At 44.5% G+C, this 26,790-nt stretch carries 27 protein-coding genes; 13 read left to right on the forward strand and 14 right to left on the reverse strand.

Annotated features, from left to right (window positions below):
* Positions 1 to 26: 26 nt before the first annotated feature.
* Complete coding sequence (locus tag ACF8CV_RS05265) at positions 27 to 737, forward strand: AzlC family ABC transporter permease (RefSeq protein ID WP_005498374.1); 711 nt, start codon at positions 27 to 29, stop codon at positions 735 to 737.
* Positions 737 to 1,048 carry an AzlD domain-containing protein gene (locus tag ACF8CV_RS05270; RefSeq protein WP_138937383.1) on the forward strand — a complete coding sequence of 104 codons (312 nt, stop codon included), beginning with the start codon at positions 737 to 739 and terminating at the stop codon, positions 1,046 to 1,048. The genes ACF8CV_RS05265 and ACF8CV_RS05270 overlap by 1 nt, the downstream gene beginning before the upstream one ends.
* Here the strand turns inward: ACF8CV_RS05270 and ACF8CV_RS05275 are convergent.
* The gene (locus ACF8CV_RS05275) at positions 1,045 to 1,659 is read right to left on the reverse strand and encodes a fumarylacetoacetate hydrolase family protein (protein WP_005461913.1); all 615 of its coding nucleotides are present in this window, start codon (positions 1,657 to 1,659) and stop codon (positions 1,045 to 1,047) included. The genes ACF8CV_RS05270 and ACF8CV_RS05275 overlap by 4 nt on opposite strands.
* A gap of 202 nt (positions 1,660 to 1,861) precedes the next feature.
* On the reverse strand, positions 1,862 to 2,890 hold the full coding sequence (locus ACF8CV_RS05280) for a porin (protein WP_208871084.1): 1,029 nt from the start codon (positions 2,888 to 2,890) through the stop codon (positions 1,862 to 1,864).
* A gap of 613 nt (positions 2,891 to 3,503) precedes the next feature.
* Between ACF8CV_RS05280 and ACF8CV_RS05285 the strand changes: the two genes are divergently transcribed.
* The 3 genes from ACF8CV_RS05285 (at position 3,504) to ACF8CV_RS05295 (ending at position 6,466) form a co-directional block, all read left to right on the forward strand.
* Positions 3,504 to 4,475: a porin gene (locus ACF8CV_RS05285; RefSeq protein WP_005498366.1), complete on the forward strand. Its 972-nt coding sequence runs from the start codon at positions 3,504 to 3,506 to the stop codon at positions 4,473 to 4,475.
* Positions 4,476 to 4,949: 474 nt separating this feature from the next.
* Positions 4,950 to 5,807 (forward strand): DMT family transporter, encoded by an 858-nt coding sequence (locus ACF8CV_RS05290; RefSeq protein ID WP_171055867.1) that lies wholly within the window; start codon positions 4,950 to 4,952, stop codon positions 5,805 to 5,807.
* A 44-nt stretch (positions 5,808 to 5,851) separates the two neighbouring features.
* Positions 5,852 to 6,466 (forward strand): glutaredoxin domain-containing protein, encoded by a 615-nt coding sequence (locus ACF8CV_RS05295; protein WP_138937385.1) that lies wholly within the window; start codon positions 5,852 to 5,854, stop codon positions 6,464 to 6,466.
* Between the two features lie 86 nt (positions 6,467 to 6,552).
* Here the strand turns inward: ACF8CV_RS05295 and ACF8CV_RS05300 are convergent, their stop codons facing one another.
* From ACF8CV_RS05300 to ACF8CV_RS05310, 3 genes are all read right to left on the reverse strand, one after another.
* Positions 6,553 to 6,687: a hypothetical protein gene (locus tag ACF8CV_RS05300; RefSeq protein WP_005461920.1), complete on the reverse strand. Its 135-nt coding sequence runs from the start codon at positions 6,685 to 6,687 to the stop codon at positions 6,553 to 6,555.
* 132 nt (positions 6,688 to 6,819) lie between these two features.
* Positions 6,820 to 7,167 carry a hypothetical protein gene (locus ACF8CV_RS05305; protein WP_138938015.1) on the reverse strand — a complete coding sequence of 116 codons (348 nt, stop codon included), beginning with the start codon at positions 7,165 to 7,167 and terminating at the stop codon, positions 6,820 to 6,822.
* Between the two features lie 210 nt (positions 7,168 to 7,377).
* Entirely contained in the window at positions 7,378 to 8,571 is a 1,194-nt protein-coding gene (locus tag ACF8CV_RS05310; protein ID WP_017447858.1) for a multidrug effflux MFS transporter, read from the reverse strand.
* Between the two features lie 107 nt (positions 8,572 to 8,678).
* Here ACF8CV_RS05310 and ACF8CV_RS05315 point away from each other — a divergent pair, with 107 nt between their 5' ends.
* Entirely contained in the window at positions 8,679 to 9,566 is an 888-nt protein-coding gene (locus tag ACF8CV_RS05315) for a LysR family transcriptional regulator (protein WP_005498358.1), read from the forward strand.
* Between the two features lie 248 nt (positions 9,567 to 9,814).
* Positions 9,815 to 11,635 (forward strand): bifunctional diguanylate cyclase/phosphodiesterase, encoded by a 1,821-nt coding sequence (locus ACF8CV_RS05320; protein ID WP_138938016.1) that lies wholly within the window; start codon positions 9,815 to 9,817, stop codon positions 11,633 to 11,635.
* Positions 11,636 to 11,687: 52 nt separating this feature from the next.
* Here the strand turns inward: ACF8CV_RS05320 and ACF8CV_RS05325 are convergent, their stop codons facing one another.
* Positions 11,688 to 12,971 carry a peptidoglycan DD-metalloendopeptidase family protein gene (locus tag ACF8CV_RS05325; protein WP_011106286.1) on the reverse strand — a complete coding sequence of 428 codons (1,284 nt, stop codon included), beginning with the start codon at positions 12,969 to 12,971 and terminating at the stop codon, positions 11,688 to 11,690.
* 124 nt (positions 12,972 to 13,095) lie between these two features.
* On the reverse strand, positions 13,096 to 13,725 hold the full coding sequence (locus ACF8CV_RS05330; RefSeq protein WP_138938017.1) for a hypothetical protein: 630 nt from the start codon (positions 13,723 to 13,725) through the stop codon (positions 13,096 to 13,098).
* 160 nt (positions 13,726 to 13,885) lie between these two features.
* Here ACF8CV_RS05330 and ACF8CV_RS05335 point away from each other — a divergent pair, with 160 nt between their 5' ends.
* The 4 genes from ACF8CV_RS05335 to ACF8CV_RS05350 all read left to right on the forward strand — a co-directional run bounded on the left by ACF8CV_RS05335 (position 13,886) and on the right by ACF8CV_RS05350 (position 19,262).
* Positions 13,886 to 14,287, forward strand: a complete 402-nt coding sequence (locus tag ACF8CV_RS05335; protein WP_017447860.1) for a GFA family protein — start codon at positions 13,886 to 13,888, stop codon at positions 14,285 to 14,287.
* A gap of 153 nt (positions 14,288 to 14,440) precedes the next feature.
* Positions 14,441 to 15,112 carry a YoaK family protein gene (locus tag ACF8CV_RS05340; RefSeq protein ID WP_015313010.1) on the forward strand — a complete coding sequence of 224 codons (672 nt, stop codon included), beginning with the start codon at positions 14,441 to 14,443 and terminating at the stop codon, positions 15,110 to 15,112.
* 468 nt (positions 15,113 to 15,580) lie between these two features.
* A complete protein-coding gene (locus ACF8CV_RS05345; protein WP_208871083.1) occupies positions 15,581 to 16,945 on the forward strand; it encodes a YjiH family protein in 1,365 nt (454 codons plus the stop codon).
* 445 nt (positions 16,946 to 17,390) lie between these two features.
* Entirely contained in the window at positions 17,391 to 19,262 is a 1,872-nt protein-coding gene (locus ACF8CV_RS05350) for a methyl-accepting chemotaxis protein (protein ID WP_208871082.1), read from the forward strand.
* A 46-nt stretch (positions 19,263 to 19,308) separates the two neighbouring features.
* Here ACF8CV_RS05350 and ACF8CV_RS05355 read toward each other — a convergent pair whose 3' ends face one another.
* The 3 genes from ACF8CV_RS05355 to ACF8CV_RS05365 form a co-directional block, all read right to left on the reverse strand.
* A complete protein-coding gene (locus ACF8CV_RS05355; protein ID WP_025525226.1) occupies positions 19,309 to 19,638 on the reverse strand; it encodes a hypothetical protein in 330 nt (109 codons plus the stop codon).
* Positions 19,639 to 19,853: 215 nt separating this feature from the next.
* A complete protein-coding gene (locus tag ACF8CV_RS05360) occupies positions 19,854 to 21,011 on the reverse strand; it encodes an amino acid permease (protein WP_208871081.1) in 1,158 nt (385 codons plus the stop codon).
* A 710-nt stretch (positions 21,012 to 21,721) separates the two neighbouring features.
* Positions 21,722 to 22,033, reverse strand: a complete 312-nt coding sequence (locus ACF8CV_RS05365; protein ID WP_021448112.1) for a hypothetical protein — start codon at positions 22,031 to 22,033, stop codon at positions 21,722 to 21,724.
* A gap of 143 nt (positions 22,034 to 22,176) precedes the next feature.
* On the opposite strand from ACF8CV_RS05365, the gene ACF8CV_RS05370 reads away from it, so the two are divergent.
* Positions 22,177 to 22,512, forward strand: coding sequence for a helix-turn-helix transcriptional regulator (locus tag ACF8CV_RS05370; RefSeq protein WP_005462056.1), 336 nt, complete (start codon positions 22,177 to 22,179; stop codon positions 22,510 to 22,512).
* Positions 22,513 to 22,577: 65 nt separating this feature from the next.
* Positions 22,578 to 23,342 carry a hypothetical protein gene (locus ACF8CV_RS05375; protein ID WP_208871080.1) on the forward strand — a complete coding sequence of 255 codons (765 nt, stop codon included), beginning with the start codon at positions 22,578 to 22,580 and terminating at the stop codon, positions 23,340 to 23,342.
* A gap of 76 nt (positions 23,343 to 23,418) precedes the next feature.
* On the opposite strand, the gene ACF8CV_RS05380 is transcribed toward ACF8CV_RS05375, so the two are convergent.
* From ACF8CV_RS05380 to ACF8CV_RS05395, 4 genes are read right to left on the reverse strand one after another with little or no spacing between them, the layout of a single operon-like run.
* Positions 23,419 to 24,165 carry a phosphatase gene (locus tag ACF8CV_RS05380; protein WP_025540800.1) on the reverse strand — a complete coding sequence of 249 codons (747 nt, stop codon included), beginning with the start codon at positions 24,163 to 24,165 and terminating at the stop codon, positions 23,419 to 23,421.
* A gap of 25 nt (positions 24,166 to 24,190) precedes the next feature.
* Positions 24,191 to 24,925 (reverse strand): nucleoside/nucleotide kinase family protein, encoded by a 735-nt coding sequence (locus ACF8CV_RS05385; RefSeq protein ID WP_021450709.1) that lies wholly within the window; start codon positions 24,923 to 24,925, stop codon positions 24,191 to 24,193.
* A gap of 9 nt (positions 24,926 to 24,934) precedes the next feature.
* Complete coding sequence (locus tag ACF8CV_RS05390) at positions 24,935 to 25,453, reverse strand: MltR family transcriptional regulator (RefSeq protein ID WP_005462031.1); 519 nt, start codon at positions 25,451 to 25,453, stop codon at positions 24,935 to 24,937.
* Positions 25,454 to 25,512: 59 nt separating this feature from the next.
* Positions 25,513 to 26,784 (reverse strand): zinc-binding dehydrogenase, encoded by a 1,272-nt coding sequence (locus tag ACF8CV_RS05395; protein WP_140056251.1) that lies wholly within the window; start codon positions 26,782 to 26,784, stop codon positions 25,513 to 25,515.
* Between the last annotated feature and the right edge of the window lie 6 nt (positions 26,785 to 26,790).

Genomic DNA, 26,790 nt, shown 5'->3' on the forward strand with positions numbered 1-26,790 from the left:
GACTTCAAAACAATTAAGAACAAACAATGGATAACACTTTGCCGTTACAAGAAGAATCAAAAACCACTTTATTTTGGCAAGGCACACTCGCAATGATGCCGTTGAGTATTGCCGTACTGCCTTGGGGACTCTTAGCAGGTTCGTTCGCGATTGATACAGGGCTTCACCCGCTAGAAGGACAAGCGTTATCCGCGATTCTTTTCGCGGGGTCCGCTCAGCTCGTCGCGATGGGAATGATAAAAGCGGGCGCGGGGCTAACCACTATGTTGCTCACCACGTTTTTCATCACCTCACGACATTTTCTCTACAGCGTATCCATGCGCAGTAAAATTGCACCACTTCCGCTTAAATGGCGGCTATCGCTTGGTTTTCTGTTAACCGACGAGCTGTTTGCCATTGCTGGCCATCATTCTGACGAACAATTTAATCGCTGGTACGCACTTGGGGCCGGATTGAGCTTCTATTTGTTCTGGAACCTTGCGACGCTGACAGGCATCGTGGCGGGTAGCCTAATCCCAGAACTGAATGAAATGGGGTTGGAATTTGCAGTAGCCGCAACCTTTATCGCGATTGTCGTACCCACGATTAAAAATGCAGCGGTACTTTCTAGCGTCGTAGTGGCTTTGGTAGGCTCAGTCGCGTTGACCTATTACCAAGTAGAAGGAAGTTTGATGATTTCGAGCATTTTAGCCATGTTAACAGGCTATTTTGTCGAACAAGTACAGGAGAAACGCTAATGATTATGCTGTCAATTTTACTCATGACGCTGTTGGTGTTCACAAGCCGATACTTGTTTCTCGAACCGAAGTTGCCATTAAAGCTTGGCACGCGCGCACAAAAGATTCTCAACTACGCGAGTCCGGCCGTTTTAACCGCGATCTGGGCGCCGATTGTCTTCATCCCCGAAGGGAAACTCAGTGTCAGCGTACAAAACCCGTTTTTATTGGCTGCGACATTAGCTGCGTTGATCGCCTATTTGACAAAAAATGTTCTCTTAACGACGGTTGTCAGTATGGTGGCGTTTCTTCTTTTGCGCGTTTGGCTTTAATCAGCCACCCACTCAATTTCTAACAAGGTGACGTCGCCACATTTTAAGCGTCCAAGGAAGACGTCGCCTTGATGGACTTCGCCAACCCCTTGCGGCGTTCCCGTCATCACCACATCACCGTCTTGCAAAGTTGTGTAGCTACTTAGCTCATCCAAAATCGCAAATGGCGGATACAGCATCTGTTGTACGTGGCCTTTTTGCACACGAACACAGTTAATCAATAGCTCTAAGTTAAGGTCATGAATATCAATGCCTTCAAGAGGCACAAAGCGGCTAAAAACCGCAGAACCATCAAATGCTTTTGCTCGCTCCCAAGGCAAGCCTTGCTTTTTTAGAGAAGATTGCAGACCGCGTTTCGTCAGATCTAGCCCCAAACCCACGGCGGCGTATTGACCGTCTTTGATTAGAAAGCAGATTTCCGCTTCATAATGCAAAGGTTCTTGATGAAATGAGCGTAAGATCGTCGATACAGAGGTAGAAGGTTTATTAAACACCACCATTTGTTCTGGAATAGCATTGTCCAACTCATGGATGTGCTCAACGTAATTACGTCCAACACACAGCACTTTTCCAACTTCTACTTTCTTTTCTTCAACTTGAATGACGCTCATTGTTCTTCCCTGCAAAACAAAAACATCATCATAATCTAACCTTTTGATGGAACAACACTAGAACGCGCTCTGAAGTATCGAAAATAAGACATTCAGCCCGTTTTATGTTTTGTGTCATCAGTTTGAAACGCATGTTGATTCTTCGAAAAAACGAAAAAAACCAGCATCATGCTGGCTTTTGAATCGATAACTGTAACGACAATTATAGGTAGTAACGTGCACCAAGTGCCCATTTGTCATCAGTTTTGCGGTCGTTAGCGTCGTTCAAGTCAAACTGGTAACCCGCATAACCCACAAACTTAGGTGTGAAGTTGTATTCTGCTTGCAGCGCCATTTCTTCACGAGCCGTTTCTGTCTTCGCGCCTTTCACGTCTTTGCCTTCAACCATTTCGTAGTTGATGCTCAGATTTAGGCTATTAGGTAGTGCATAAGCGATCAACGCTTCGTACGCGTCGCTTTCAGCTAGACGAGTTTTACCGTCGAAGTTCATGTTTTCGTTCGAGCCGTAAACCGCTGCTAGGTACAAACCTTGACCGTAAGAACCGTATGCCGCAGATACTAAGTGAGATTCAGCTGAATGCTTACCGATGTACGCTGAATCTTGGAAGTCGCCACCGTTGTACGTGTAACCCACTTTTGCGCCCATGATCGCGTAAGAAATTGCAACTTGTACGCGGTCATCGTATGTGTGCGTATCCGTCGCTTCGTTCGTACCTTGCCAACCTAGACCAACGTTAATTTTGCCTGCTTCGCCAAGTTCGATTGCGTTGCGGTAAGAGATCATTTTCTCTGCGCGGCCAGTGCCTAGGTTGCCGTGGTCGTCATAGATAAAGTCGTTCGCAAATGCAATTGGCATATCTGCTACGCCAGCTACGTCGTAGTAAGGTGCCCACTGCGTACCGCCCACTGCACGACCGTATGTATCGTGAGTCAGACCTAAGTAACCAAGACGAGTTTTGAATGAGTTTTCGCCGCCATCTAGGTAGTTAAGTGCCCATTCACCACGAGCGTCAGCAGTAAAGCCATTACCTAGATCCTGAGTTGCTGTGAAGTTGATACGTGGAGAGTTTGTGCCTACGTCAGTATCACCTTGCTCTGAACCGTTCAGGTTAACAGACACATGGCCACCAATAGAGAACGTAGTGCCATCGTTATTGTAAAGTTCCACTGCTACTGCTTGAGTACCGAATATTGCAGCTGCGATTGCTGCCGCTAGGAATTTTTTGTTCATTTATTAAGTCCATGTATTTATTAGTCGGTTAGTCGATTTGCACCTTGAGCATTTGGATTTATGTACGAATAAACGCCATATGCTTCGGGTGTATACAAAGGCTTTTTGGGGCATCTTTTCCGCCAAAACTGAATTACCTTTGCGCAACAACTGCCGCCACTTTATTTGAAGACTCTTCGGCAACCGAGTGAAAAATTATAAGAAACCGAATGAAAGCAAACGTTTAGATTGCTAACTTATCATTCATTCAGTCGATAACCTTACAAATTGAAATGTTTTGTAACGCGCAAGATCACGAAATCTCATAACCCTCTGAAACTTAAATGATCGAGCCAGATGATTAAGAAATATTTGCTTACATTTGTGAATTTAAAACACCTTCAGGAACTTTTTGGAAAAATTGTGGTCAGTAATCAAGCACGAAAAAGCTAAAAAAAGCTAAAACCCTTCTAGTTATGCACCTTTTCTAAAGAGGCGCTTAAACGTGCCAGAAATAAAAATGCAATAAAATCATAACTTAATAGCAATCTATCTTTCATTTTCGCGGTTTACCTTAGCGTCATCAACACATCGGGCAAGTAAGCCCATCGATTACAACTAGGGTAATAAGAAAATGAAAAAGGCAGCACTAACTACTGCAATTCTAACAGCATTGGTATCAGCACCATCTTTCGCAGCAACAGTTTACAAAAACGACGGCACTGAGCTAAAAGTTGGCGGTCGCGTTGAGTTTCGTGGCGACTTCATCGGTTCAGATGGTGCGGAAGTAGAAGGCTCAATGGAAGACCAAAGCCGCGCTCGTCTTAACCTAAAAGGTAAAACTGACATCGGCAACGGCATGTCTGCATTCGGTGTGTACGAAGCAGAACAAAAGACAGGTAAAAGCGAATTCAAAAACCGCTACATGTACGCTGGTGTAAATACTGACGTTGGCGCATTCTCTGTAGGCCGTCAGGACATGGCTGCCGTGATCATCTCAGACATGACGGATATCACTGAGTTTTCTGGCGTTCAGCAAGTGATTGATTCTTCTTCTGATAAGCAAGACAGCGTATTCGCATACCGTGGTGAGTTTGATGCACTACAACTTCAAGCGACTTACCAAGCAAACTCTGGCGATAGCCAAGACAAATACGGCATCTCTGGTATGTACTCTCTGCCAATGGGGCTAGATTTGGGTCTGGCTTACTCTGGCGGCGACGTAGATAAGAACAACTCTGAAGACCAAATCCTAGGTGGTATCGCTTACTCTCTAGATAACCTATACCTAGCGGGTACGTACTCTCAAGGTTCACTAACAGATTCTGAAGACTTTACTGCTTACGAGTTGGTTGCAAGCTACAAAGTAGCAAGCAAAGTAACGCTAGCAGCGCTTTACACGGCACAAGAAAACGATCCAGACAACGGATCAAAATACGACTCAGTTGAAGGTATCGAGCTAGTTGGTTACTACAAACTAAACAGTAACTTCCGTACTTACCTTTCTTACTACATCAACCAACTTGATGAAGTGAAAGACGCAACATCTGGTCTAGTGACTGAAGGCGAAGATACGCTACGCCTAGGTGTACGTTACGACTTCTAATTCACTCTTGTCCTAAGAGCGAGTCCACTTGGCCGGCACTTTTGTCGGCCATTTTTTGTGGTGCTCACAGATAAAGCAATGAATTTTCATCTTTATTCTATTACCCCTTCACTGCTCCACTAAAAAATACGAGCCTCAGAGCCACCACTTCTGCCCTCTTTTAATGCAATTTTTCACTGACTTAGTGCATTTCTTCTAACCTTGACATCGCCATAAAGTAAAAACACTTATAAATCATGCAGATAAAAATTGGCACGTGTTCTGCAATACTAGAATTGCAAATGCATGGCAGCGTTTGTGCTTCTCGTTCTTTGTACCTGTAATGACAGGCACGTCCTTTGAATTGGTAATGTCGCCTCCCTCTGGGAGGCATTTTTTTATTTGCGCAAAAAGCTTTAGGACGTATTATCCGTCTACCTCTTTCAAACCGGAAATATTCAATTGAATCATCATCCTGTTCAAGGTGCTTCTTGGATGCTAACTGCAGGATTGGCATTCGCCATCGTGAATAGCTTTGCCCAAATCGCAAGCATCCACTTTGGTGTGTCTTCCACCACTTTTGCATTGTTTCAATACGCGATCGCGTTGTTCGTTATTCTTCCTTATCTAAGAACGCTAGGCATTCGATGCTCTTTGAGAACTCAACATTTGGGCTGGCACGCTTTTCGTATTTTTCTCTCTGTTATCGGTATCCAACTGTGGCTTTGGGCGCTCGCTTACCCTGTTCCGATTTGGCAAGGCATTGCGCTGCTAATGACTTCTCCGCTGTTTGCGACCGTAGGCTCAGGGCTTATCTTGAAAGAGAAAGTGGGCACCGCACGCTGGCTTGCCACACTAACTGGCTTTATCGGTGCCATGATCATCTTAGAACCGTGGTCAGACTCCTTCACTTGGGCAACTCTACTGCCTGTTGGGGCGGCCTTCTTTTGGGCGGCGTATTCTTTGATGGTAAAAAAGATGTCGGTAAACGATCCACCGTCTACCATGGTGGTTTACTTGTTGTTACTGATCACGCCTTTCAATATTGTGCTAGCGATACCAAGCTTTACCATGCCTAGTGACTGGACTATTTGGCTGATCCTTCTTTTTTCTGGTGCACTAACAGCATTAGCGCAATGGGCGATTGTGAAAGCTTACGCAGTTGCGGACGCTTCCTTCGTTCAACCCTTCGATCACGCTAAACTGCCTTTAAATGTGCTGGCTGGATGGATGGTCTTTGGATGGGTGCCTCCTGGTCGTTTGTGGCTAGGCGCTGCGATTATTGTAGCGTCGATTGCATTCATCACGCACTGGGAAGCAAAAAAGACAAAGTTAGTTGAAAGAAAAATCTAGCTTTTGAGTTCTATATTTTCAGGAAAGGAAATGAGGAACACTCTATGACACAACCAATCAAAATCACACTTTATCGCTGGGCTGGCAACTGGGGGCCGTTCAAAGTGAACATCCCATGCGGAGAATGTACGCTAACCAAAGATATTTTAGTGGACACCTTCGCGAACGAATTGGCGGATGTACCAGTCGAACTCGAAGTGAAAGATTGGTTATCTCACTGGTGGGAACCTTTGAAAGTCGGTGCATGGCACGCCCCTATTCTTCTGGTTGAAGGTAAAGTCGTGAGCCAAGGGGAAGCGCTAAACCGAGGAGTGCTCGTGCAATCGGTCATTTCGGAGTGGGTAAAACGTGATGAACTGAAAGGCAACATCGTTTACGGAAAAGCCACTTGTCCGTATTGCGTCAAAGCTAAACAGTTACTCGACGATGCTGGTATTAAGTACGAGTATCACGATGTCGTCAAAGACAGCGCTGCCCTGTATAGAATGATCCCAGAAGTTAAAGCGATCATCGGTGAGAAAACACCAGTGACCGTGCCGCAAATTTGGTTAGAGGGAAAATACGTCGGAGGCGCAGATAACCTAGAAAAGTGGTTAGCCGTAAAGGGATTAGACAAGGTGCCGAATAACGTCGTAGAAATACCAAGCCAATCGGCATAGTCGTTATCGCACTAGCATAAAGACCGTATAAATATTTGGTTGATAGAAACAAAAAGCCCTGATTTTTCAATCAGGGCTTTTCTGCATTAATTCGCCAGTTTTTTCATAACACGAGCAAAAATAGAAGCTTTTTTCTTCTTCGCTTTACCGTAAAGCGCTTTGTGCATCGCGTCTTTTGCAATCATCTGGCCAATGTAAGCACCACCAATTTCGTTACCCATGACCTTCTCCTGAATGTATTGACTTAACTATGTTGTAATTTTACACCACAATAAGACAAAAACAAGATGCGCGTCACATTTATTTTGTAATTTTCTTTCAGGAAGTGCTTTTTGATTTTTTAGAAAGCCTGTTTATCGCTTCGGTTGCTGGTAAGTTTTACCTGCAGCCATGTAGGTGTCTTTCTGCTTGATCTCAAAGAAAGTTTCGAAAAACCAAGCTGCAAACTTAATCATGTTGTCGCCTTCATTCATGACATGCTCAACGTATTCCTGCTCTAGACCGGACTCGTCTTCTTGTAGAGTGATGTGGTAAATACGTTTTTCGCCATCAACTTCTGCAAGACCAAACTGACCAGTTAGGGATTCTGCCGCTTGTGCAACTTCTTCTTCCTCACACGCTTTAAGTAGTTCTAGCGCCTTTGGCATGTTTTCTTGCAAGGTAATTTCTTTTACCAGTGTTTCAAATTCGTTTTGTTGCATTCTTTCACCTAACGATTGGAGAGCGAGTTGTCAGTTTGCAGAAACTACTGCGCTAGCTTGAATCAAAGTACCACGCCAAACCTTGTTCCCTTGATTGAAACAAGTTCAGTGCGATTGACTCAAGTCATTCACTAAGCCTGACTTAATTTAGCTGCGCATTTTAGAAAGGAGCCACTAACCTTGCAAGTACATTTCCCTTCGCTAGAACATTCAACTGGAAGCTTCCGGTTGCGCAGTCTGACGAGGTGCCCTTCGATATTGGCTAACCACCAGTACGATGCAAGAAATTAGAGCGATAAATAGATAAAAAATGCCTAGCTGATGCTGATCCGTCACCCACTTTTCAACCAAGTAGCCACCAAACAAACCCGCTAAACACATTTGAATTGAGCCAGATAATGCAGACACTGCACCGGCTTGCTGCTTATGCGGAGACAACAATAAACTTATCGAAACAGGAAAAGACATCCCTTGCGCAAAACTCAAACACGTGAATGCGACCAGTAACGATGCAACCGTAAACGGCGTCACCAACAGTAAACACCCAGAAAGCGCAACAATCGCAAAGCTCATCAACAGTATTTGCTGTGCTTTATAACGGTTATTGATCAAATTGAGGACGACGCTCCCCATCAACAAACCAGCTGACGGGATAATCATCAAAGAACCATAATCAGCCGCGGTTAAGCCCAATTCTTGCTGCATCAAAAATGGATATAAAGACAGTGTCACTAAGCCAGATAGGTAGCTTAACCAGTTATAACTGGCACTCCCGATAACTTGCTTGTTCGTTAGCAAGTAGAAGTAATTCACCATGACTTGCCTTACCTCGAACTTACGTTTTGGATACGGCAGCGTTTCTGGCAGAACCAAGTAGCCAAGGATAAATATCGCCAACAAGTAAAGCAGCACAAAGACAAATACCGCTTGCCAGCTAAAGTGGTACGCAATCCATCCGCCAAAAAGAGGCGCGACAATCGGCATGACAGAAGCAGTGACAGAGATATACGACAAAGCTTTCGTTAACTGCATACCGTCATAACTGTCCCGTAGCACTGAGCGCCCTAAAACAGAGGCACTGCCGGCTCCTAATCCTTGCAGCAATCGCCCTGCCTCAAGTGCAGAAATGTTATCGCCAAAGACGATACAAATGACGGTACCGATTAAACAGATGCTTTGTCCGAGAATAAACACCGGTCGTCGTCCAATGGCATCAGAAAGCGGACCGTAAAATAGCTGTGACACACCGAAACCAACCAAAAATAACGTCACCAAACTCTGAATCGAAGGTTGTGGCAAGTTAAGGTCATGGCCAATGAGAGGTAAAGAAGGAAGATAGATACTGACGCCAACCTGGCCAGTAGCAATGATCATCATCGCAAGTAACAACGGTGTTTTACGCACTAGTCCCCTCCCACTTGTATTACAGACTTATTGCAAACAGTGTATATTTGATACTCAACGATGATAATCAGCTAAATTGGAAAGGAATTATTTCCTCGGAGGACTTAATGGATTGGATTCAAAGTGTACAAAGTTACATTCGAGTTATCGAAGAAGGCAGCTTCAATGCAGCCGCCCGGAAGCTCAACACAACAAGCTCTGCTATCAGCAAGCGTATCCAGTGGTTAGAGGACAAAATTGGCGTCCAGTTACTCAAGCGTACCACTCGTTCAATAAGTCAAACCGAAGCTGGTGCCCTATTCTACGAGCGAGCCAAAGTGCAACTTGACTCTTGGCAGTCCGTGTTAGATGAAACTCGCTCAGTAAACCAGTCTCCGGCCGGTCTGTTAAAGATTGGCGCAACGTTGGCGGTAGGTTCTAAGTTTTTAGTCCACTACCTTGATGATTTTCTAGAAAAATACCCCGATATCACTCTGCAACTCACCACGACGCTACCCGGTCAACTGCCGGAACTGAGTTTGGATCTCTTCATCAGTCGTCATTTAGAACAGCTCAATTCATTAAGCTTTAAAGCCACCCCGCTGTTCGAACACAAAGCTCAGTTTTATGCAGCGCCGAGTTACTTAGAAAAATACGGCACGCCACAAAATGTTGAAGAGCTGACAAAACACAATATTTTGATTTGGGGAGAAAAACCTGCAAGAGAGATCAAAACCAACCGAGGGAAAAGAGTGAGCTTGTCAGGCAACTTCGCAACGACCAATCCAGAAGCTCTGTTTCATGGTGCAAAACGCGGAATGGGTATCTTGATGACCAACAACGTAATGATCAAAGACGATTTAAAATCCGGGGCGCTAGTGCCTATTTTGCCGGATGTTACAGCCGACGAGGCTACGGTGTATGCGTACTACCCAAAACTGGACTACCAACACACACGCACCCAATTGTTCCTCGACTATCTAAAATCCCGTTTAGAAGAAGAAAAACGCATCTAATTTGATAGTTTTCTTGTTAAATGTGTGAGTAAGCGACTACTTTGAAATTAATGCCTCAAACTTTGATAACACTCTAGTCTTACTAGACTCACCTATTAGTGTTAATTCCTTATCTGTTGGGATTCAAAGTTTGATAAATCTCCTGAAGTAAACGATAGTTTACTTGATGCATATCAAATTATAAGTCGTCGTGTCGCACAACTATCAAAGCACGATATGAAATTAATAACGGCTAGGTAACGTGTTTAATGGATCATGTACAAATCAGTGTCCAAAAGCTTGATGAAATATTGAAGCTCAATGGGAGCGCTCTGCTCAACAGAGTGACTTTAGATATCCATCAACAGTTGAAGAGTCATTGTACATGCGTTGTTGAAGTGGCTCATCTTCAACATGCTGCGCACACCATTTCCTTTGCAAGTGGCGGAGAGATCTCAGATAACCTCAGTTACCACCTGTCTGGCACGCCATGTGAAAAAGTCGCGAAAGACATTGGCGAGCACATCTTTTACCAAGATCAGGTTTATAAACGCTTTCCTGAAGACCAGATGTTTCAGGATGATGGCGTTCAAGCTTACCTTGGCCTCCCGTTGAAAACACAAAGTGGCGAAGTGCTTGGGATTTTGCTGTCTACTTTTACGCGAAGTATTCACGCGAAAGAAGCACAAGATGTGCTAGAACTTCATCGCTTTTATGCCAATGTGATTATCCATAGCCTTCGTGAAAAATGGGTCAGCGAGCGTTCGGACAAACTCCTAAACCAACTTAGCTACGAAGTCTCCCATGACAACCTCACCGGTTTGTTGAACCGCAGCTGTTTGGCAGACACGCTAGAAACATTAACGCAGCAAGCCACCCGCCCTTTTAATCTGGCGTATTTAGATATCGACAACTTCAAATCGATAAACGACATCAACGGGAACTACATTGGTGACCAGATCATCAAGTTTACTGCAAATGCGATTCAACAGAGCTTGTCTTCCCCGAATAACGCGTTTCGCGTTGCTGGCGACGAGTTTGCCTTTATTACTTATGATGAAGATCCCGTAGCTGTATGTCAGGAAGAGCTCGATAAAATTGAAGCCGGTTACAGTGACAAATCCAATCGTATTTCTTTTACCGTGAGCATTGGCATTGCACGAGCGCCTGTTCACATGCTCAACAGTGATGAACTGATCCTAAATGCCAGCTTAGCGTTGAAAGATTGCAAAAAACACCGTGACACACGAATTCAACATTACGACACGCACTTAAGTGCGCTTTATCATCGTCAAACGCAACTGATTGAAGCGATGCGCATTCAATTAAGCACGAGCATTACTGAAAGTCATGAGCTTTACGTGGTGTTACAACCGATTGTTGATGTAAACAATGATCGCTGGGATTACTTTGAAATACTCGCTCGTTGGAACAGCAGTGTGTATGGCAACATCTCCCCTGCGGAGTTTATTGAAGCGGCAGAGCAATCGGGATTAATCATCGAATTAGGTGAGCGAATCATAGAGTTAGCATGTATTGCGAAGCAAGAGTTAGAGGCCCACCTCGGTTATACCGTGAAGCTATCCATCAACTGCTCTGCACACGAACTGGTCGATTCAAACCGCTACATCAACCACCTAACAACCTTGCTCGAGCGATACGGTCACGATGCTTCGGACTTTGTTATAGAGCTCACTGAAACCGTTTTGCTTTCTCAAAGTGGGCGCGAGCAGATGGTTTTGAACTCGCTTCGCTATCTTGGTTTTAAAGTCGCACTGGATGACTTCGGCACTGGTTATTCGAGCTTAAATTACATTCATAATTACCCTATCGACAGCATCAAAATTGACGCCACATTTGTGCGCAATATGCTCTCGAACAAAACGTCAGAGCAAGTGGTGTATCTGATAGCCCAGTTAGCTCAACTGTTGGATGTCGACTTAATTGCAGAAGGCGTAGAAGACGACAGGGCGCTAAATAAGCTTATCGACATGGGTTGTCATTATATTCAAGGCTACTTCTATTCTCGCCCACACAACGTCGATGAATTGGTACACATGATTAACGATAGACAAGTCAAACGCGCATAAAAAAGACCAAGCAATTGCTTGGTCTTTTTGTTTCGATTAAGAGCCTAAACAGCTATAAAACCGCTTTTTCTTTATTTTTTAGCAGCTTATCCATTTCATCTCGATTCGCGATGAAGGTTGCCATCTCCTTCTTAGGAACAGAGCTCGCCATCGGAATGTTCGCGCGCATCGCGTTTACAGGGCGTCCGTACTCGATCAATTCATAATGAAGGTGTGGACCAGTAACTCGGCCTGTTTTACCAGACAAGCCGATACGCTGACCGCGAGAAACTTTTTGGCCTTTCTTCACTAAGATCTTGCTTAGATGCAGGTAACGCGTTTTGTATTTGTTACCGTGCTCAACAACAACGTAGTTACCCGCATACGGGTGCTTACGTGTCATAATCACGGTGCCATCACCCGTCGACACTACAGGCGTGCCAGTCGGTACAGCAAAGTCAGTACCGTTATGCGGTGCAACACGGCCTGTTACTGGGTGTAAACGATTCGGGTTAAATCCAGAACTGATACGCCAACTACGGCTCACAGGATAACGTTGGAACGCACGCTGTAGGCTTTCACCTTTCGCGTTGTAGAACTGACCATCCGTATGAAGATACGCGGTTATCTCACGACCACGATTGTAGATTTTGATCGCTTCGATTTCATTCTTGCCAGTTGAAACACCGTTGATAGTTTGTGAACGACGAACCACTTCAAATCGGTCACCCGCACGAAGATCACGTCCAAAGTTCACCTGCTCTTTTAGCAAGCTCACCACTTGGCTGATTTCTGCAGAACTCAGACCTAAACGATTCGCAGAAGAAGAGAAACTGCCTTGAATTACGCCAACTAGCGGCTCCTGACGCCAAACACCAGGAATGGAAATATCGGTAAAGTCATAGCCACCATCGCTGTTCAGCTGGTAAACCACTTTATCTGCAATCGAAAATTGCAGTTCCATTTTTTCTAGCTCGCCTGTGGCATCATTGCGCCAAAAACGCAGCGTATTACCAGGCTTTAAGGTATCAAGTGCAAGGTAGTTCAAATCCGTTTCCATTACTTTCATTAATGAACTGTAACCGAAACCGAGTTGGCTAAAGATAGTACTTAAATTATCGCCAGCTTGGATTTGATACTCAAAATTAGGTGGAGTGACGACTTCCGCAGTCGTCGCATCAAGAATTCGTTCAACAACCTGCGATTCTGGCAGGTTTAATGCGATGGTTTTAGTTAAAGATGACTCTTTGAGAGAGTGAGAAACACCTATCGCAACTAAAACTGGCAAGGAGTATAACAGTAGCGCTCTACGACTTGTCAGATTCGGCAACCGTTTTGTAATTTCATTTGTAGACACGGGAATTACTATCTCCTTTCAAACAAGGCTCATAGCTTATGCATTCCCGTATAAGAAATCACTATGAAATTTCGAGATCTAGCGCAGAAAACACTTAATTTTTACAGAAGTCAAAAAAAATTCATCACTGTTGCATATGTAGGTTATTACCTACACGAGTTAGAGTGGCTGAATTTGATTGATTTGGCTCATCTGCCATGGATTGACTTTCGCCATGCGTTAGGAATGAAATAGCGATTTTGGTATCCGTTTGCCAATTGATTTGAGCAAATTTAACTCGATCACCAATAAACACGCTGTCTAGCAACACCACTCGGCTCGGGATCGGATCAAACTTAAACAACCCAACATAATAAAATGCCCCTGAGCCTTGAGTCGTAACAATCATCGGCGCCGCAATCCAAAATTCTTTGTTGATTTTACGTTGAGCGATAAACGCGGTCGGTACCAAAACCTGCCCCTTTGTCGCGCCTGCATCATACTGACCAATCAGGTAGCCATTCTCCTTGTCCCACTCTTCTAAAAAAGAGACGGCATTTTGCTCTGGTACTTGAATTGTCCACGGATTCCTCGCTTGCACTCCCAACACTTCGGCAACGATAGGATTAGATTGCACCTCTGCTTGCGGAAACTTGGCCATGATTTCATCATCAGACAAGCTAAAGCGATACACACCAGCAATGATAACAATCGCTAATAGCACGATAGGAATAAGAAGAATGAGTGGAATTGGCAGAATTCTGCTGCGAGCCATGGCGACTTCCTTGTTTTTGTTCTAAAAATTGTGTTCGGAGTATATACCAATTCCAATAGGATGACCGCATACACTCAAATCTCGATGAACCAAGTATCGTGAAATCACTCGAGCGGATTTAGGTATAAACTGTTTAGTGGGCAATCGATAGGTAATAACGATGACAAACATAATTCACACCGGAGAGTGCGCCTGTGGCTTAGTTCAACTTCGCTGTAAAGATGAACCTCTGCGAACCTCTATTTGTCACTGCTTTGAATGCCAGAAACGAACAGGCAGCGTTTTTGGTGTCCAGGCCAAATTCGATAAAGAGCAGGTCATTTTAGATGGTGACACGACCAACTACACCAGAATCAGTGACGATGGTAATGAAGTGAAATACGAATTTTGCCCTGCTTGTGGCACGACGATGCAACTGTTGTTATCCGCAGCACCCGAAATCGTTGTTGTTCCCGTTGGAATTTTCAATAACACCGAATTTCATGAGCCAAAAGTTTCGATTTATGAGCAAAGGAAACATGGCTGGGTGAGTTTCGAGTGCACAATGGAACACATTCAATAGAGGGGAATCCCCCTTTATTGGCTTGTTATTATCTGAGCAAAAGCTCTATAAATGAGATTTTTTTGAGAATGATCAACCGAGTTGAACAGGAAAAGGTTTCGTAACTCAGTGTGAGCGTTATAATCTGCTCCTAACATTTGGTGGGGTTTTATTGTGATTTCCAGACTTCCTCGTTGGGTGGAATATGGCGCGTTTCTACTTGCCCTTCTCGCGGGCTGCGTCAATGCCGTTGGTCTTCTCGGCTTTCAACATCAAGCGATAACGCATCTTTCCGGAACCGTAACTCAGCTAGGGAATAGCCTATTAACAGGTATGGATAATTCCATTCACCTGCTCTTTATCGTATTCAGCTTTTTGATTGGCTCTGCGTTTAGCGGCTTCTTTATTGAGAGTAGCGCTTTAAAGCTTGGCCGACGCTATGGTGTGGCACTTTGTATTGAAGGGAGTTTGTTACTGTTAAGTTTAGGCTTCTTGGTCGAGGGCGACTCCTACGGCCAATACTTAGCGTCAGCAGCATGTGGTTTGCAGAATGCGATGATCACCACTTTTAGTGGCGCAGTTGTCCGAACGACACACATGACGGGGATCATTACCGACCTTGGCATTATGATTGGTGAGAGCTTACGAGGACGTCAATTTGACCGCCGTAAAGCTAAGTTGTTTCTATTCATCTTCTTTGGTTTTTTACTAGGCGGGAGCGTCGGCGCTGCCTTATTTATGGCTTATGGCTTGTATGCTCTGGTATTTCCTGCAATTTTAGCCTTTGGTATCGCGCTAATTTACTGGGCTTACCTTTACTCCATCAGTCGCAACCAAAACGCTTAATTTCAAGCAACGGATTCAGCCATCAATGCATGAATCCGTTGCGACTCTGCTTCATTCCAATCCACCTTCGACTGTCTCAACTTTCTTTATATAACACTCAATACAGCCTTCTATAGCCCTTAGTACTATTAAGGTTAAGCCTAAAAACCAAGGTAATTTACGTGAGATCGTAATCACATTTGCCCGTCTTTTTATTATTCCAGTCACACTGCGCCCCATAAGAATCTGCACAGCACGCCTCTCGTGCTACAATTTTCTAACACACGCAACATTTTCATATACACAATGGCGTTATTTGGCAATTTATCCGATAAATCGGCTGAATAACTACATGTATTTAATGAATAGTATTGCAATGGATGCAGTTTGCGGGTACCCTCCGCATCACTGTGATTAAATACGGATGTTTAGTGAATATTTATGTCATGGAATATGGCGAGTATTGACTAGTAGTAACACGAGAAAACTATGCATAACAACACCAATGCTACTGAAGCACCTAAGGGCAACTTTTGGATGTTCTTCATTCCATCCCTAATCGGTCTTCTGCTGTTTATGGCGCCTATTTCTTACAATGGCGACCTCACTATCCCTGTTGCAGTCATGGCAAAAGTCATTCCTGCCTTACTTGGCGATGCACTTATTGCTATCGTTACCGCTATTATCGCTTTCATGGCTGCCGCTTCTGTTCTTTGTAAAATTTTCAAGCCAGCAGCGATCCTTCGTAACGGTTTCTTAAACGGACTTTTCAACCCGTCTCCACTTTGGCTTGTTGTTCGCCTAATCGGTGGTGCTGCGGTATTGATGACGTTCTTCCAAGTAGGTCCAAAAGCGATTTGGGAAGAAAACACCGGCGGCCTTGTTTTAACTGGTCTTCTACCAACGCTATTCGCAGTATTCATTTTTGCTGGCCTTCTGCTTCCTCTACTACTTAACTTCGGTCTTCTAGAACTATTTGGCGCGCTATTAAGTAAAGTAATGCGTCCGGTATTTAACCTACCTGGCCGTAGTGCGATCGACTGTATGGCATCATGGTTGGGTGATGGCAGTGTGGGTATCCTACTGACAAGCAAGCAGTACGAAAACAAGTTCTACACTCAACGTGAAGCGGCAGTTGTTGGTACAACGTTCTCAGCGGTATCGATCACATTCAGCTTAGTTGTTATTGCTCAGGTTCAACTTGAACACCTGTTCCTACCTTTCTACGGAGCTATCTGTTTAGCAGGTATCGTGGCTGCGGTTATCATTCCTCGTTTGCCGCCTCTAAGCCTGAAAAAAAACCGCTACATTGACGGCAGCAAGCCAGCAGAAGATGTAGATGCAGTGCCAGAAGGTCACACGACATTCTCTTGGGGCATGGACTTAGCTCTAAAACGCGCTGCAGAAGTAAAATCTGTTCAGTCCGTATTCAAAGAAGGTGTGCACAACGCTATCGATATGGTGTTTGGCGTTCTGCCTGTGGTTATGGGTTTGGGTACCGTTGCACTAGTGATTGCTGAATACACGTCAGTGTTTGAGATCCTTGGTCAGCCATTCATTCCTTACTTAGAGTTGCTACAAATTCCTGAAGCGGTACAAGCATCGCAAACTATCGTGGTTGGCTTTGCAGATATGTTTATCCCTGCGATTCTAGCGGCATCTATCGACAACGAAATGACTCGTTTTGTTATCGCAGCAATGTCTGTTACTCAGTTGATTTACATGTCAGAAGTTGGTGCACTACTACTAGGTAGCAAGATTCCAGTTAACATCGTAGAACTGTTTGTTATCTTCATTCTGCGTACGCTGATTACACTTCCTGTGATTGCTGGTGTTGCGCATCTAATTTTCTAAAATCAAAGCATACACAAAGGCTCCGCTCTGTCGGGGCCTTTTTTACAAACAAAATTTGGCTTACTTCCCTACTTAACTTCGCCCCCAACGTAAACTCTATAATTTACAAAGAAAAAACCTCTATAAATGCTTATTTATAATAAATAAAACTTTACTAAACTCCTCAATCAAACCTGTTAGCAACAGTACTCTTTAAGCAATTCCTTTCATTATGACGCTTTCATTAAGATGGCTCACTAATCAGATCAAACTCACAAGTTTTAACTCAAATCACCATTTTGTTTAATTTTAGTTAAAAAAGACAACAAATGGATTCATGTTTTTGATAAAGATGTCGATAAGAAAGTAATCAAACACAACAGGTTTCTTTTTCTGCCGAATTCACCCGAACCAAAAAAGAGGTGGAAGCAGAAGAAAACTATCCGGGAGACTTAGAGGAAAACTCATGAAATTCAGACATAAGGTTGTCACCGCCTCTTCAATTTTGCTGCTAATTACTGTGTCGCTACTATCGACGCAACAAGTTATGACGATTCGTTCTCAAACTCAGGAGCACATCAATTCAAGCGTTAAAGAGATTTTGACCAGCGTGAGCAACACCGTTCAATCTGAAATGAACGCGAAGAAAGATCTCGCACGCTCGATCACAGAGATCATAGAACTATCGCCAAACGACCGCACATACGTAAAAGACATTCTTGAGAAGCCAACTCCGAAATCGAGCTTCCTAGCGATTGGTTTTGGTTACGAAAGTAATGGCTTCGTGATTGAAAACGACGACGGTTGGGATGCAGGGCCTGATTATGATCCTCGACAACGCCCTTGGTTTATCGCAGCCAAAAACAAAGGCGATTTGGTGGTTACCGACCCTTATGTTGATGCATCATCTAAGAATGTAATCATCTCTGTTGGTACGCCAGTAAAACAAAACGGCCAGTTCTTGGCGGGCATGTTTTACGACCTAGAGCTAACTACCCTTTCCGACCTAGTTAACCAAGTGAACCTGTTTGATGCTGGTTACTTGTTCTTAGTCACTGACGATGGCACGACGATTGCGCACCCGCAAAGTAAGTACAACGGTGAAAAGCTCAATAGCTACCTACCGCAAGTTGACTTAAATAAGGCGACTCAACGCATCGAAGTTGATAACAATCCTTACATGGTTAGCCTTACTCATATCCCAAGTGAGAACTGGTACGTGGGTGCAATCATTGATGAAACAGCAGCTTACTCAGTGGTTGGAGAGCTACGTAATAGCGCGATCATTTACTCAATCATCGCTGTACTGGCTTCAGTTATCGCATTAACACTTCTGATCAGAACCCTAATGCGCCCGCTAGATACACTAAACACGGCAATTAAAGACGTCGCATCTGGCAAAGGTGATTTAACGCAACGCCTAGAAACTGACACCGATCAGGAGTTTTCTGAGCTAGCGAAAAACTTCAACACCTTTATGGAAAATCTTCAGCAGCAGATCATTGAATCGAAATCTATCTCTGATCAGATTCTTACTGGCACTCAAATCACGGCAGAAGGCGCACGCGACTCCGCTGGTGCCATTCAAACTCAGCTTCAAGAATTGGAGCAACTGGCAACCGCAATGCACGAAATGTCTGTCACCGCGACAGAAGTTGCGAACAACGCTCAAGGCGCCGCAAGCGCTGCCAAAGAAGCCGATCAAGCAACCATTGAAGGCTCATCAGTCGTGAGCGAATCAACACAAACCATTAATATGCTCTCAGACAGCATTGATTTGGCGGTTGAAGAAGTTCAGGTGTTAGAGTCAGCAACAGCAAACATCGAAACGATTCTTAAAGTTATCAACGATATTGCAGACCAAACCAACCTACTTGCATTGAATGCTGCAATCGAGGCTGCACGCGCAGGTGAATCTGGTCGTGGTTTTGCTGTAGTGGCCGATGAAGTTCGCACACTGGCACAGCGTACACAGGAATCGACAACAGAAATTCGCAGCATGATTGAGCAGCTACAATCTGGTGCTTCTTCGGTGGCAAGCGCAATGCATCAAAGCAAAGGCAGTGCTGTAGAAGCGGTAGAAAAAGCTGATTTGGCGAATGATGCGCTACAACGCATTCGTGATGCGATTCAACGCATCTCAGACATGAACTTGCAAATCGCCTCTGCGGCAGAAGAACAAAGCCTTGTTGCGGAAGAAATCAACAACAACACGGTCAATATTAAAGACCTATCCACTCAAGTTGCTGATTCTGCAAACCGCACTAACGAAGCGATGCAATCTCAACACGACAATGTACGCAAGCAGGATGAAATCCTAAATCGCTTTACGGTTTAGACCTTTCATCAACAAAAACAGCGAGCCTAGCTCGCTGTTTTTGTATCTATAGTTTTACATGGATATATCGGTCACTTGAACGACGATAATAATGGTCATCCACTTTTAAATACGTAAAGTTACCAATTTGAATATAAGTGCTATTACGAGGAATGCGGTCGTAATAGTAGTATTGGTGCCTTGGCGGCCTTGGGTTCACCACAATCACATCATGATGTCGGTGTTTATGCTTGTGCTTACGTTTATGGTGGTGATGGTCATGATGATGCTCGTGTTTATGACCGTGTCTGTGTTTTGGATCTGCCATCGTTTCCGCACTGAACACACCCAAAGACAGCATAACGCCAACCATGGCAACAGATAATTGCTTTGACACAACGATTCCCCTTATCGACATAACTATCACTATATTAGTCAGCATCTGCTTACCACATGTCAGTTGTTCGCTAAGGAGTATCACCTCTCGGTCAGAGCTTATGAACAAATATCAGCACGACGTCAAAGCCGTCATCTCTCGTAAAACTTATGTCATTGCCATTAAAAAAGCCGCTCGTTTTTCAACGGGCGGCTCATGTATTCAATGTGCTTGTATTAGACAGCTTGCGCAAATAGTAGGAAGCAGCCAAACAGGAAGATCATACTCATGCCCATCACACCGCCACCAGCTTCATAAACGCTGTTATCTTCGACAGGAACACGGCGCACTTTCATTGTCATCGACAGTGGAACAAAAACCGCCAAGAACACAAGAATAATGCCTGCGTAGCTTAAAATTGCTAAGAAATGTTCCGGAGCAAATACAGCACCAAGTAGCGGCAGAATAAATGTGGTGACGAATACCACTGGCTTGCTGGTTTTGAGCAAGTCCGCGTTTTGGTCGTAAAGCGCCATTGCCACACCCAAGAATGAAGTTAGCAACGCCAAACCAGTAAACATGGACAGAATAAACTCCAAGCCATTGTACTGTTGACCAAGAACCGAGATAAGTTCAGTGACGTTTGAGTACTGTACCAGCTCATGTGGCGGCAAATTACCCACAACCGCAAACAACCACAATAGGTAACAAACCAAAGGAATCGTAGAGCCGACAACGATCATGTTGCGCAGCTGAGTTTTGCTCGCTTCTTTGTTGTAAGTCACCAACGAAGGAATGACGACCATAAAGCCAAAACTGGTGAATAGCACAGAACTGGTTTTGATCAGTGCCATTTTGTCGCTACTAACGACTTCGTTTAGGCCTTCGAATGAAACACTAGGAGCAAGAGCAAACAGCGTTAAAACAAGCGCAACAATCATACCGATAAACAGACCACGGTTAAGCTTGTCGACCACACCAGTGCCAGCAGAAACAATCAGACCCACTAAGATGGTAAAGCCAACTTGGCTAGAAACAGTGGAAATAGAAAGGCCGACTGATGCCGTGATTTTTTGCACTAGATCGCCAGCGCCAATGATGTAAGCCATCAATAGACAAACAAGCAACGCGTAAAGCAGGCCATTAGTCACTAACTGACCGCCTTTACCAAGTGTTTCGCGGGCGATTGCGTTCATACTTACGCCACCACCGACTTTGCAACTCGCTTCAAGTAGAAGCAAAGCGGCATAAGTCGTTCCAGCCCAGATGAACAACATAAGAAGAGTGCCCCAAAGGAGGCCAAATTGAGCAAGCACCATAGGTATGGCAAGCATACCAGCGCCAAGAGCAGTACCTGCAACGATCAGGGAACTGCCGACAAGTTTTAGGTTCACGGTTAATACCTCTAAATTCAATCCGTTTATCTCTCGCCTGCTGTGCAGCATCCAAAGCACAGACACAAAACGACCCTACTTCTCTCTTAGCCAGAAAATGGATACAAGAACCCCTGTCACAAGAAACATGCAGCAAAAGGTGGTTAGTTCAATTGCACATGAATGAATCGGGAGTCGTTTTGGGCGTGTTAATGGCTGATGAGATGTGACAACTTTGGGTTCGAAGCAAAATCGTTCATCTGGAATCATCAACCCCATTCTTTATGAATGGATTTGGTTCGAAAAAGATTGTAAGGCATAACTAGGACGATTGAAAAGCAAAAGGTCAGTCTTACAGCGATATATTTTAACAACCCTTTACTGGAGCAATAGATATGTTGCTATTTTCATCGCTAGTTAGTCTTTTATCGCTTAATGAGAAAAAGAACGTGCTGGAGCGCTCAATTATTGGCGTGTGTACAAATTAATTTACAGTTTAGGTTAAGGTATTAGATTCCAAGGACGTAGCCTAGATCAGACAATATCGCTATTATTCGCTGCGTACCGACTCGCTTCGGTTCACATACCTCTAAACACTGATTTACGGTTCGAAAATTTAGGTAAATGAGTGTCCGAATGCTGGGTGTGGTTCCCCAGCATTTGCATCCCTTCTTTGTTTATTATTCCCTTTATTCAACACAATCCAATCGTTGACGATATTGTGCAATGCGTTAGCACGCTCTATCTAGCGCTTCAATGGCATAAGTTAGTTCTGATAGCCCCATATCAGCTATCTGTTTCTCTGTATCACTCATACTTTCATACGCCAACAGCAGTTCACTTTCGGCTATAGCCTCACGGTGAAGATAAAGCTCTTTATAGCTCATCAGACGATGCTGTGACTGCCGAGTCAATGTCACAACATTCTCTTTTGAAGCGCGGTGTTTCTCATCAATTTCATTCAGCAGCTGATCTAAAATGCGTTGCATTTTGCGAATAGAAACTTTTGCTGTAATTGATTTATATGACTGATGCTTTTCCATTTTTATAAGAACTGACTGAAATAATTGCACATTTAATTAGAACGCCATTCTTATACCCTTTTTAAAATCGGGTAAAGATAGGGTGGTTAAAGTGGTCCACTTCTTGCGTTGATTAGGTCAAAACTGTCCTATCTGGAGAAGCCATGCACGTAGACCCTATCGTTGAAGCGCTCATTATTAGACGAAAAGAGCACGGTTTGTCGCGTGAACAAATGGCAAATATCGCAGGAATGAGCGTCAAAACCTACCAACGCATCGAGCGAGGCGAATCGGATCTCAAACTTTCGCAATACCGCTCTATTTTGCGCTCTCTAAATCTGACTGACCTCGATATCGCGCTCGATATTAGAGGGATAGAACACGTGACCGCAGAAGATTTGGTGACGGTTGCTCGGCTGCTATCACCTGAAGCACAGTCCCTACTGGTGCGCCTCTTGTCTCTAGTACTTGAACAACGCTCAGATCCTAACGCTTCCTAATTGTTTCGCTCTGTTATACTTATGTTTTGAGCACCCTACTCTCCAATATCAAGGGGAGGCGTTTTATGAACTACATATCAATTTTCAGAGGGCTTGCGACCAGTGTGTTTGTCATGATACTCGGCACAACAACATTACAGGCAAAACCTCATCCGCAACATTCGGTGAAACCCATTACTCAACCGGGCAATAAGCACCACAGTCATCCTGTAAATCGTCCGGAGAGACCGATTCGGCCGCCGCATCACCATCGCCCTTCACACGACTACAGACCGCCTTACTACCATCGTCCACCCGTCGTAATAAGACCGCCGCGATACCATTCCTCTTTCATTTATGTGCGACCTGGTTATTGGTATCCACCTTATCGTGGGCGTTATTACTATTACCATAACGATCTGGTTGGCATAGCTACGTTTGCGATTTTCGCTGGAGTGACCTATGCCATTGTGCAAGACGCCTATTATCAACAGCGCGGCAGTCGTTACGTGTATGTCCAAAACCCACCAGCCGGAAATTACACGGTCATCAGTGGTAGTGATGTTTTACCTAACTCAGTGTCAACAACAACGAACTTAAGCACTGTGACAACCTCACCCAACTCTTATTCTGCCTCTCCTAACCAAGTGAGTACCACGACAACAGAGACAAGCAAAACGATCACTAAGAAAACCCCAAGTCCTTATAAGCTTGGCGAAATTGTTGACTCACTTCCCCACACCAAGCAGACGATAGTGATAGACGGGCAAAGCTATTTCAAATACCAAGACACATGGTTTGCGCCACTTAGGGCAGATCGTAAATATGTAGTCGTTGAGTCACCTTTGTAAGTAATCAAGTTTGTACATAACTAATACAAACCCCGCCGATTGGCGGGGTCTACTTTTGATTATTCATGCACATACATCAGTAAAACGCGTCGAACTCAGGAATGCGTGGTTTACCTCTGAGTAGTAAGAACTTCAAGAAACGACAGGTTGAAGTCGTTAGGATTTTGTCCTTCTCCACGCCATGTTTTTCCAGCAATTCGATGGCGAGATCCAGTTTTGAAATCTCTTCGCAAAAGTGCGCATCAGAGCCGGTACTGAAATACACGCCAATCTCTTTTCCTAAGGCAACAATTTGATCACAGCGCGCATCACTGCCCTTTCGGCTCTTGCCTGTGAGAGACGTATTGTTCACCTCAATCGCCACATTGTGTGATTTAGCACAACGCAACACTTGCTCCATATCAAATGGGTAATTGGGATTACCTAAGTGCCCTAACACGTCCACTCTGCCACTTTTAATGACGTTAATTAGCGCGGCAGTGTGCTCCGCTTCGGTTGCGGGTCTAAAAACGGGCTCATGAAAGCTAGCAATTACCCAATCAAGATGTTGATCAGAGGAAAGCGGAAGATCGATCTCGCCTTTGACGTTTAAAGTGTTGGCTTCAACGCCACGGAGAATACCGACCTCATGCAAAAAGCGGGGCAAAATTCTTTGATTATTGAAGTGCCAGTAGTGAGGGGCTCCTGGCATTTCGGGAGCATGATCGGTGGTACAAAGAAGTTTTAACCCCTTATTCTTGGCTGCCAATGCGTTCTCTAAAATGGTGCTGTAGGCATGTCCACTGGCAATAGTATGGGTGTGGCTATCAACGACGATATCCATGGTGACCTCCTAAATTGTGGACAAATTATCGAATTTCGAACGAACCGTTTTGATTGAGAAACAGCGTGAGATCCGCTGGAATTGAGTGATTTAAAACCTTATCTACATTTACGGCATCTGAGTTTAAATAAAACGCTAATGCGGCTTCTGGTGCGGTGCCACCACGAATCTTACGGTTTACTAAGCGTTCTTGCAGAAACTCAGGCTGTGTATTGACGAAGACGGTAAAATCTGCCAAACGATGCAGTTCATTCCACACCGGTTCATTAAGCAGTAACCAATTCCCCTCAACGACAACAACATTGCGATTCACTAAAATGGCGTCGTCGACTGGATCATGCAAATTGCGGTCGTAGTAAGGCCATTTCGGATCTTTCACTTTGAGCTGTTTGAGCTTGTCGATAAGCTCCGTCAGATTAAATGTTTGATAGGCCCCCTTAATACTGCGCAGAGACACGAGCTCGCCATCTCGTTCAATCGTATTGTTGTCGAGGATCTCATTTGGATAATGGAAACCATCAAACGGCAGCACTTGTAAAGGCTCTTGGCTTTCATCTTGTTCCGACAAGTATTCCCAGAACGCAGCGAGTGTCGACTTGCCACTGCCCGGAGGAGCGCACAAGAACACTACTATGCGTTCCTGCTTCTCATGATAGAGGCGAGTAAATTTTTCGATAAGAGGCTGATGGATTCGTTTTACGTCGGCATCGGGAAAGGTTGCTTCGGTTTCGAAGCCACTGACGTTTAAATTCACTTTCATGGTGAACCCTTACTGATTGATTTCCTCTTCGATTCTTTCTATCAACATTTCACACGACAGCTTGAGCACTGTTTTGATGAGAGATTCGTATCTCATCTGCGAAAAGGACTCAAACGAAGAGAACTTTAGCTGATTGATCGACTCAAGATAAAAGCAGTCTTGCTGAGAAGAGAGTACCGCTTGGTTTTTGATGAAGTCATAAATCACATCATCTGTAAACGCGATCTTTTCAGGCTGAGTAACCACATACTCCAATACCTGATCGTACAAGCCAATGTCTGCATAAGTTTGTAATGAGATTTTTCCCATCGCAAACATCAACTTGGAGACAACATCGGTCGTGACCAATGGCCCATCTTCTCTCAATAACGGATCCACAGCATACTCCTTCACTAAGTCGTCTTGGACGAACACACTCGGAAGTAATGCTTTTAACTTGAGGTTAATTATTTTGTTAGAAACCTGAAGAAACGCAGTGGCATTTTCACACTCATCCAATTTCTCCAGTAATTCGTCTTCACGTGACAACGTCTTATGACCTCTCCATTATGTGGCAGCGCAAAGGCTACCACACATGTTCGTTGCAACTAAACCGTTAAGCTCACGTCATAAAACTCAAGTAACGCTTTTTCTGCATGCGCGTTCCACACATAGTTGTTCGCGCACAAAATCGCATCGAGTTCCGCAAAGAACGGGTCTTGGTCTGCCAGCGATAAAAAGTCATCAATCGCCGTCAATGGCAGGTCAATATGTGGGTAAATCAACTTCTTGCCTCCCGGAATATCCAACTGATTCAGAATCGTATGTGGCGCAGCTTGTAAGCCACCAACATGTGTGATCATGAACGATGGATTGATCTTGCCTTGTGAGGAAAGCTCAATAGATTCCACCATGTCACCCTTTGAACCACCGGACGTCCCTACAATATGGGTTGATTCGTAATGCACGTTGTAGAAATTAAACGGCACTTTGAAATTCTTATCCGTTGGGCCAGCAAAGAAGTTGAGGCAGCCATCATTGCCAAGTAGCTCATCGGCTTGTTCTAGCACTTGAGCAACCGCCGCGTAGACCATTACATCGTCGTAGCCTTTGCCACCGTTGAGTGCTTTGAGATACGCGACCGGAGCGTCTATTTGAGCGGTATTCACGTAGTGCAGTTCTACGCCCTGCTCTTTAGCTTTTGCAACCGGAATAAGGCTTTCAGCTCGGTCTAAACGCGCAGCGTCGATGTCAGTAACCACCACCAGCGTTGGCTTTACAGGGCCGTTGATCGCATAGTCAATCGCACCAATGCCCATTGGGCCAGCACAAGCGAGTAGCGCTAACGCACCACCTTCTTTAATGCCCATATCGTGTTCGTACACGTATTGGGTAGTGTGGTAACTCGCGTGGTACGCACCAATAATGCAAGACATTGGCTCAGCCAGAGACGCATCAGCAAAGTAATCGCCGTGGTAAGGCAGTACGCAACCTAGGTCGATAGCGATTTTAGGAATAACGGAATACGTCGCGTTGCCACCAAATGTCTCATAGCTGTAGCCTGCTGAGTAGCCTGTTGGCAAGCCCATGGCAGGTTGCAAAACAAAGTAGTCACCAGCTTTGAATTGATCTTTTAGATTCTCACCGACTTCAACAATCACACCTGCGTATTCATGACCTGTCATCACTGGCACTTCGTCAATGTTTTCAGGAACGCGTTTGTGTTTGCTACCTAACAATGCTGCTTTGTACGTGGATAGACAAATGCTGTTTGAAATGTTTTTAACCAGAAGTTCGTCGGCTGAAATGTTTGGTAAATCAAAGGTTCTTAATTGAACGTTTTTCTCACCACAGATAACCGCTGCCGTTGTTTTTACCATGATTTT

Origin of the sequence: Vibrio sp. zbq_1, assembly GCF_043102935.1 — a bacterium.
GTDB classification, from domain to species: Bacteria; Pseudomonadota; Gammaproteobacteria; order Enterobacterales; family Vibrionaceae; genus Vibrio; species Vibrio parahaemolyticus.

What these genes read in the sequence shown, in the direction of transcription:
- ACF8CV_RS05265 (WP_005498374.1), top strand. Translation starts at nt 27, where the DNA reads ATGGATAACACTTTGCCGTTACAAGAAGAATCAAAAACCACTTTATTT.
- ACF8CV_RS05270 (WP_138937383.1), top strand. Translation starts at nt 737, where the DNA reads ATGATTATGCTGTCAATTTTACTCATGACGCTGTTGGTGTTCACAAGC.
- ACF8CV_RS05275 (WP_005461913.1), bottom strand. Translation starts at nt 1,659, where the DNA reads ATGAGCGTCATTCAAGTTGAAGAAAAGAAAGTAGAAGTTGGAAAAGTG.
- ACF8CV_RS05280 (WP_208871084.1), bottom strand. Translation starts at nt 2,890, where the DNA reads ATGAACAAAAAATTCCTAGCGGCAGCAATCGCAGCTGCAATATTCGGT.
- ACF8CV_RS05285 (WP_005498366.1), top strand. Translation starts at nt 3,504, where the DNA reads ATGAAAAAGGCAGCACTAACTACTGCAATTCTAACAGCATTGGTATCA.
- ACF8CV_RS05290 (WP_171055867.1), top strand. Translation starts at nt 4,950, where the DNA reads ATGCTAACTGCAGGATTGGCATTCGCCATCGTGAATAGCTTTGCCCAA.
- ACF8CV_RS05295 (WP_138937385.1), top strand. Translation starts at nt 5,852, where the DNA reads ATGACACAACCAATCAAAATCACACTTTATCGCTGGGCTGGCAACTGG.
- ACF8CV_RS05300 (WP_005461920.1), bottom strand. Translation starts at nt 6,687, where the DNA reads ATGGGTAACGAAATTGGTGGTGCTTACATTGGCCAGATGATTGCAAAA.
- ACF8CV_RS05305 (WP_138938015.1), bottom strand. Translation starts at nt 7,167, where the DNA reads ATGCAACAAAACGAATTTGAAACACTGGTAAAAGAAATTACCTTGCAA.
- ACF8CV_RS05315 (WP_005498358.1), top strand. Translation starts at nt 8,679, where the DNA reads ATGGATTGGATTCAAAGTGTACAAAGTTACATTCGAGTTATCGAAGAA.
- ACF8CV_RS05320 (WP_138938016.1), top strand. Translation starts at nt 9,815, where the DNA reads ATGGATCATGTACAAATCAGTGTCCAAAAGCTTGATGAAATATTGAAG.
- ACF8CV_RS05330 (WP_138938017.1), bottom strand. Translation starts at nt 13,725, where the DNA reads ATGGCTCGCAGCAGAATTCTGCCAATTCCACTCATTCTTCTTATTCCT.
- ACF8CV_RS05335 (WP_017447860.1), top strand. Translation starts at nt 13,886, where the DNA reads ATGACAAACATAATTCACACCGGAGAGTGCGCCTGTGGCTTAGTTCAA.
- ACF8CV_RS05345 (WP_208871083.1), top strand. Translation starts at nt 15,581, where the DNA reads ATGCATAACAACACCAATGCTACTGAAGCACCTAAGGGCAACTTTTGG.
- ACF8CV_RS05350 (WP_208871082.1), top strand. Translation starts at nt 17,391, where the DNA reads ATGAAATTCAGACATAAGGTTGTCACCGCCTCTTCAATTTTGCTGCTA.
- ACF8CV_RS05365 (WP_021448112.1), bottom strand. Translation starts at nt 22,033, where the DNA reads ATGGAAAAGCATCAGTCATATAAATCAATTACAGCAAAAGTTTCTATT.
- ACF8CV_RS05370 (WP_005462056.1), top strand. Translation starts at nt 22,177, where the DNA reads ATGCACGTAGACCCTATCGTTGAAGCGCTCATTATTAGACGAAAAGAG.
- ACF8CV_RS05375 (WP_208871080.1), top strand. Translation starts at nt 22,578, where the DNA reads ATGAACTACATATCAATTTTCAGAGGGCTTGCGACCAGTGTGTTTGTC.
- ACF8CV_RS05380 (WP_025540800.1), bottom strand. Translation starts at nt 24,165, where the DNA reads ATGGATATCGTCGTTGATAGCCACACCCATACTATTGCCAGTGGACAT.
- ACF8CV_RS05385 (WP_021450709.1), bottom strand. Translation starts at nt 24,925, where the DNA reads ATGAAAGTGAATTTAAACGTCAGTGGCTTCGAAACCGAAGCAACCTTT.
- ACF8CV_RS05395 (WP_140056251.1), bottom strand. Translation starts at nt 26,784, where the DNA reads ATGGTAAAAACAACGGCAGCGGTTATCTGTGGTGAGAAAAACGTTCAA.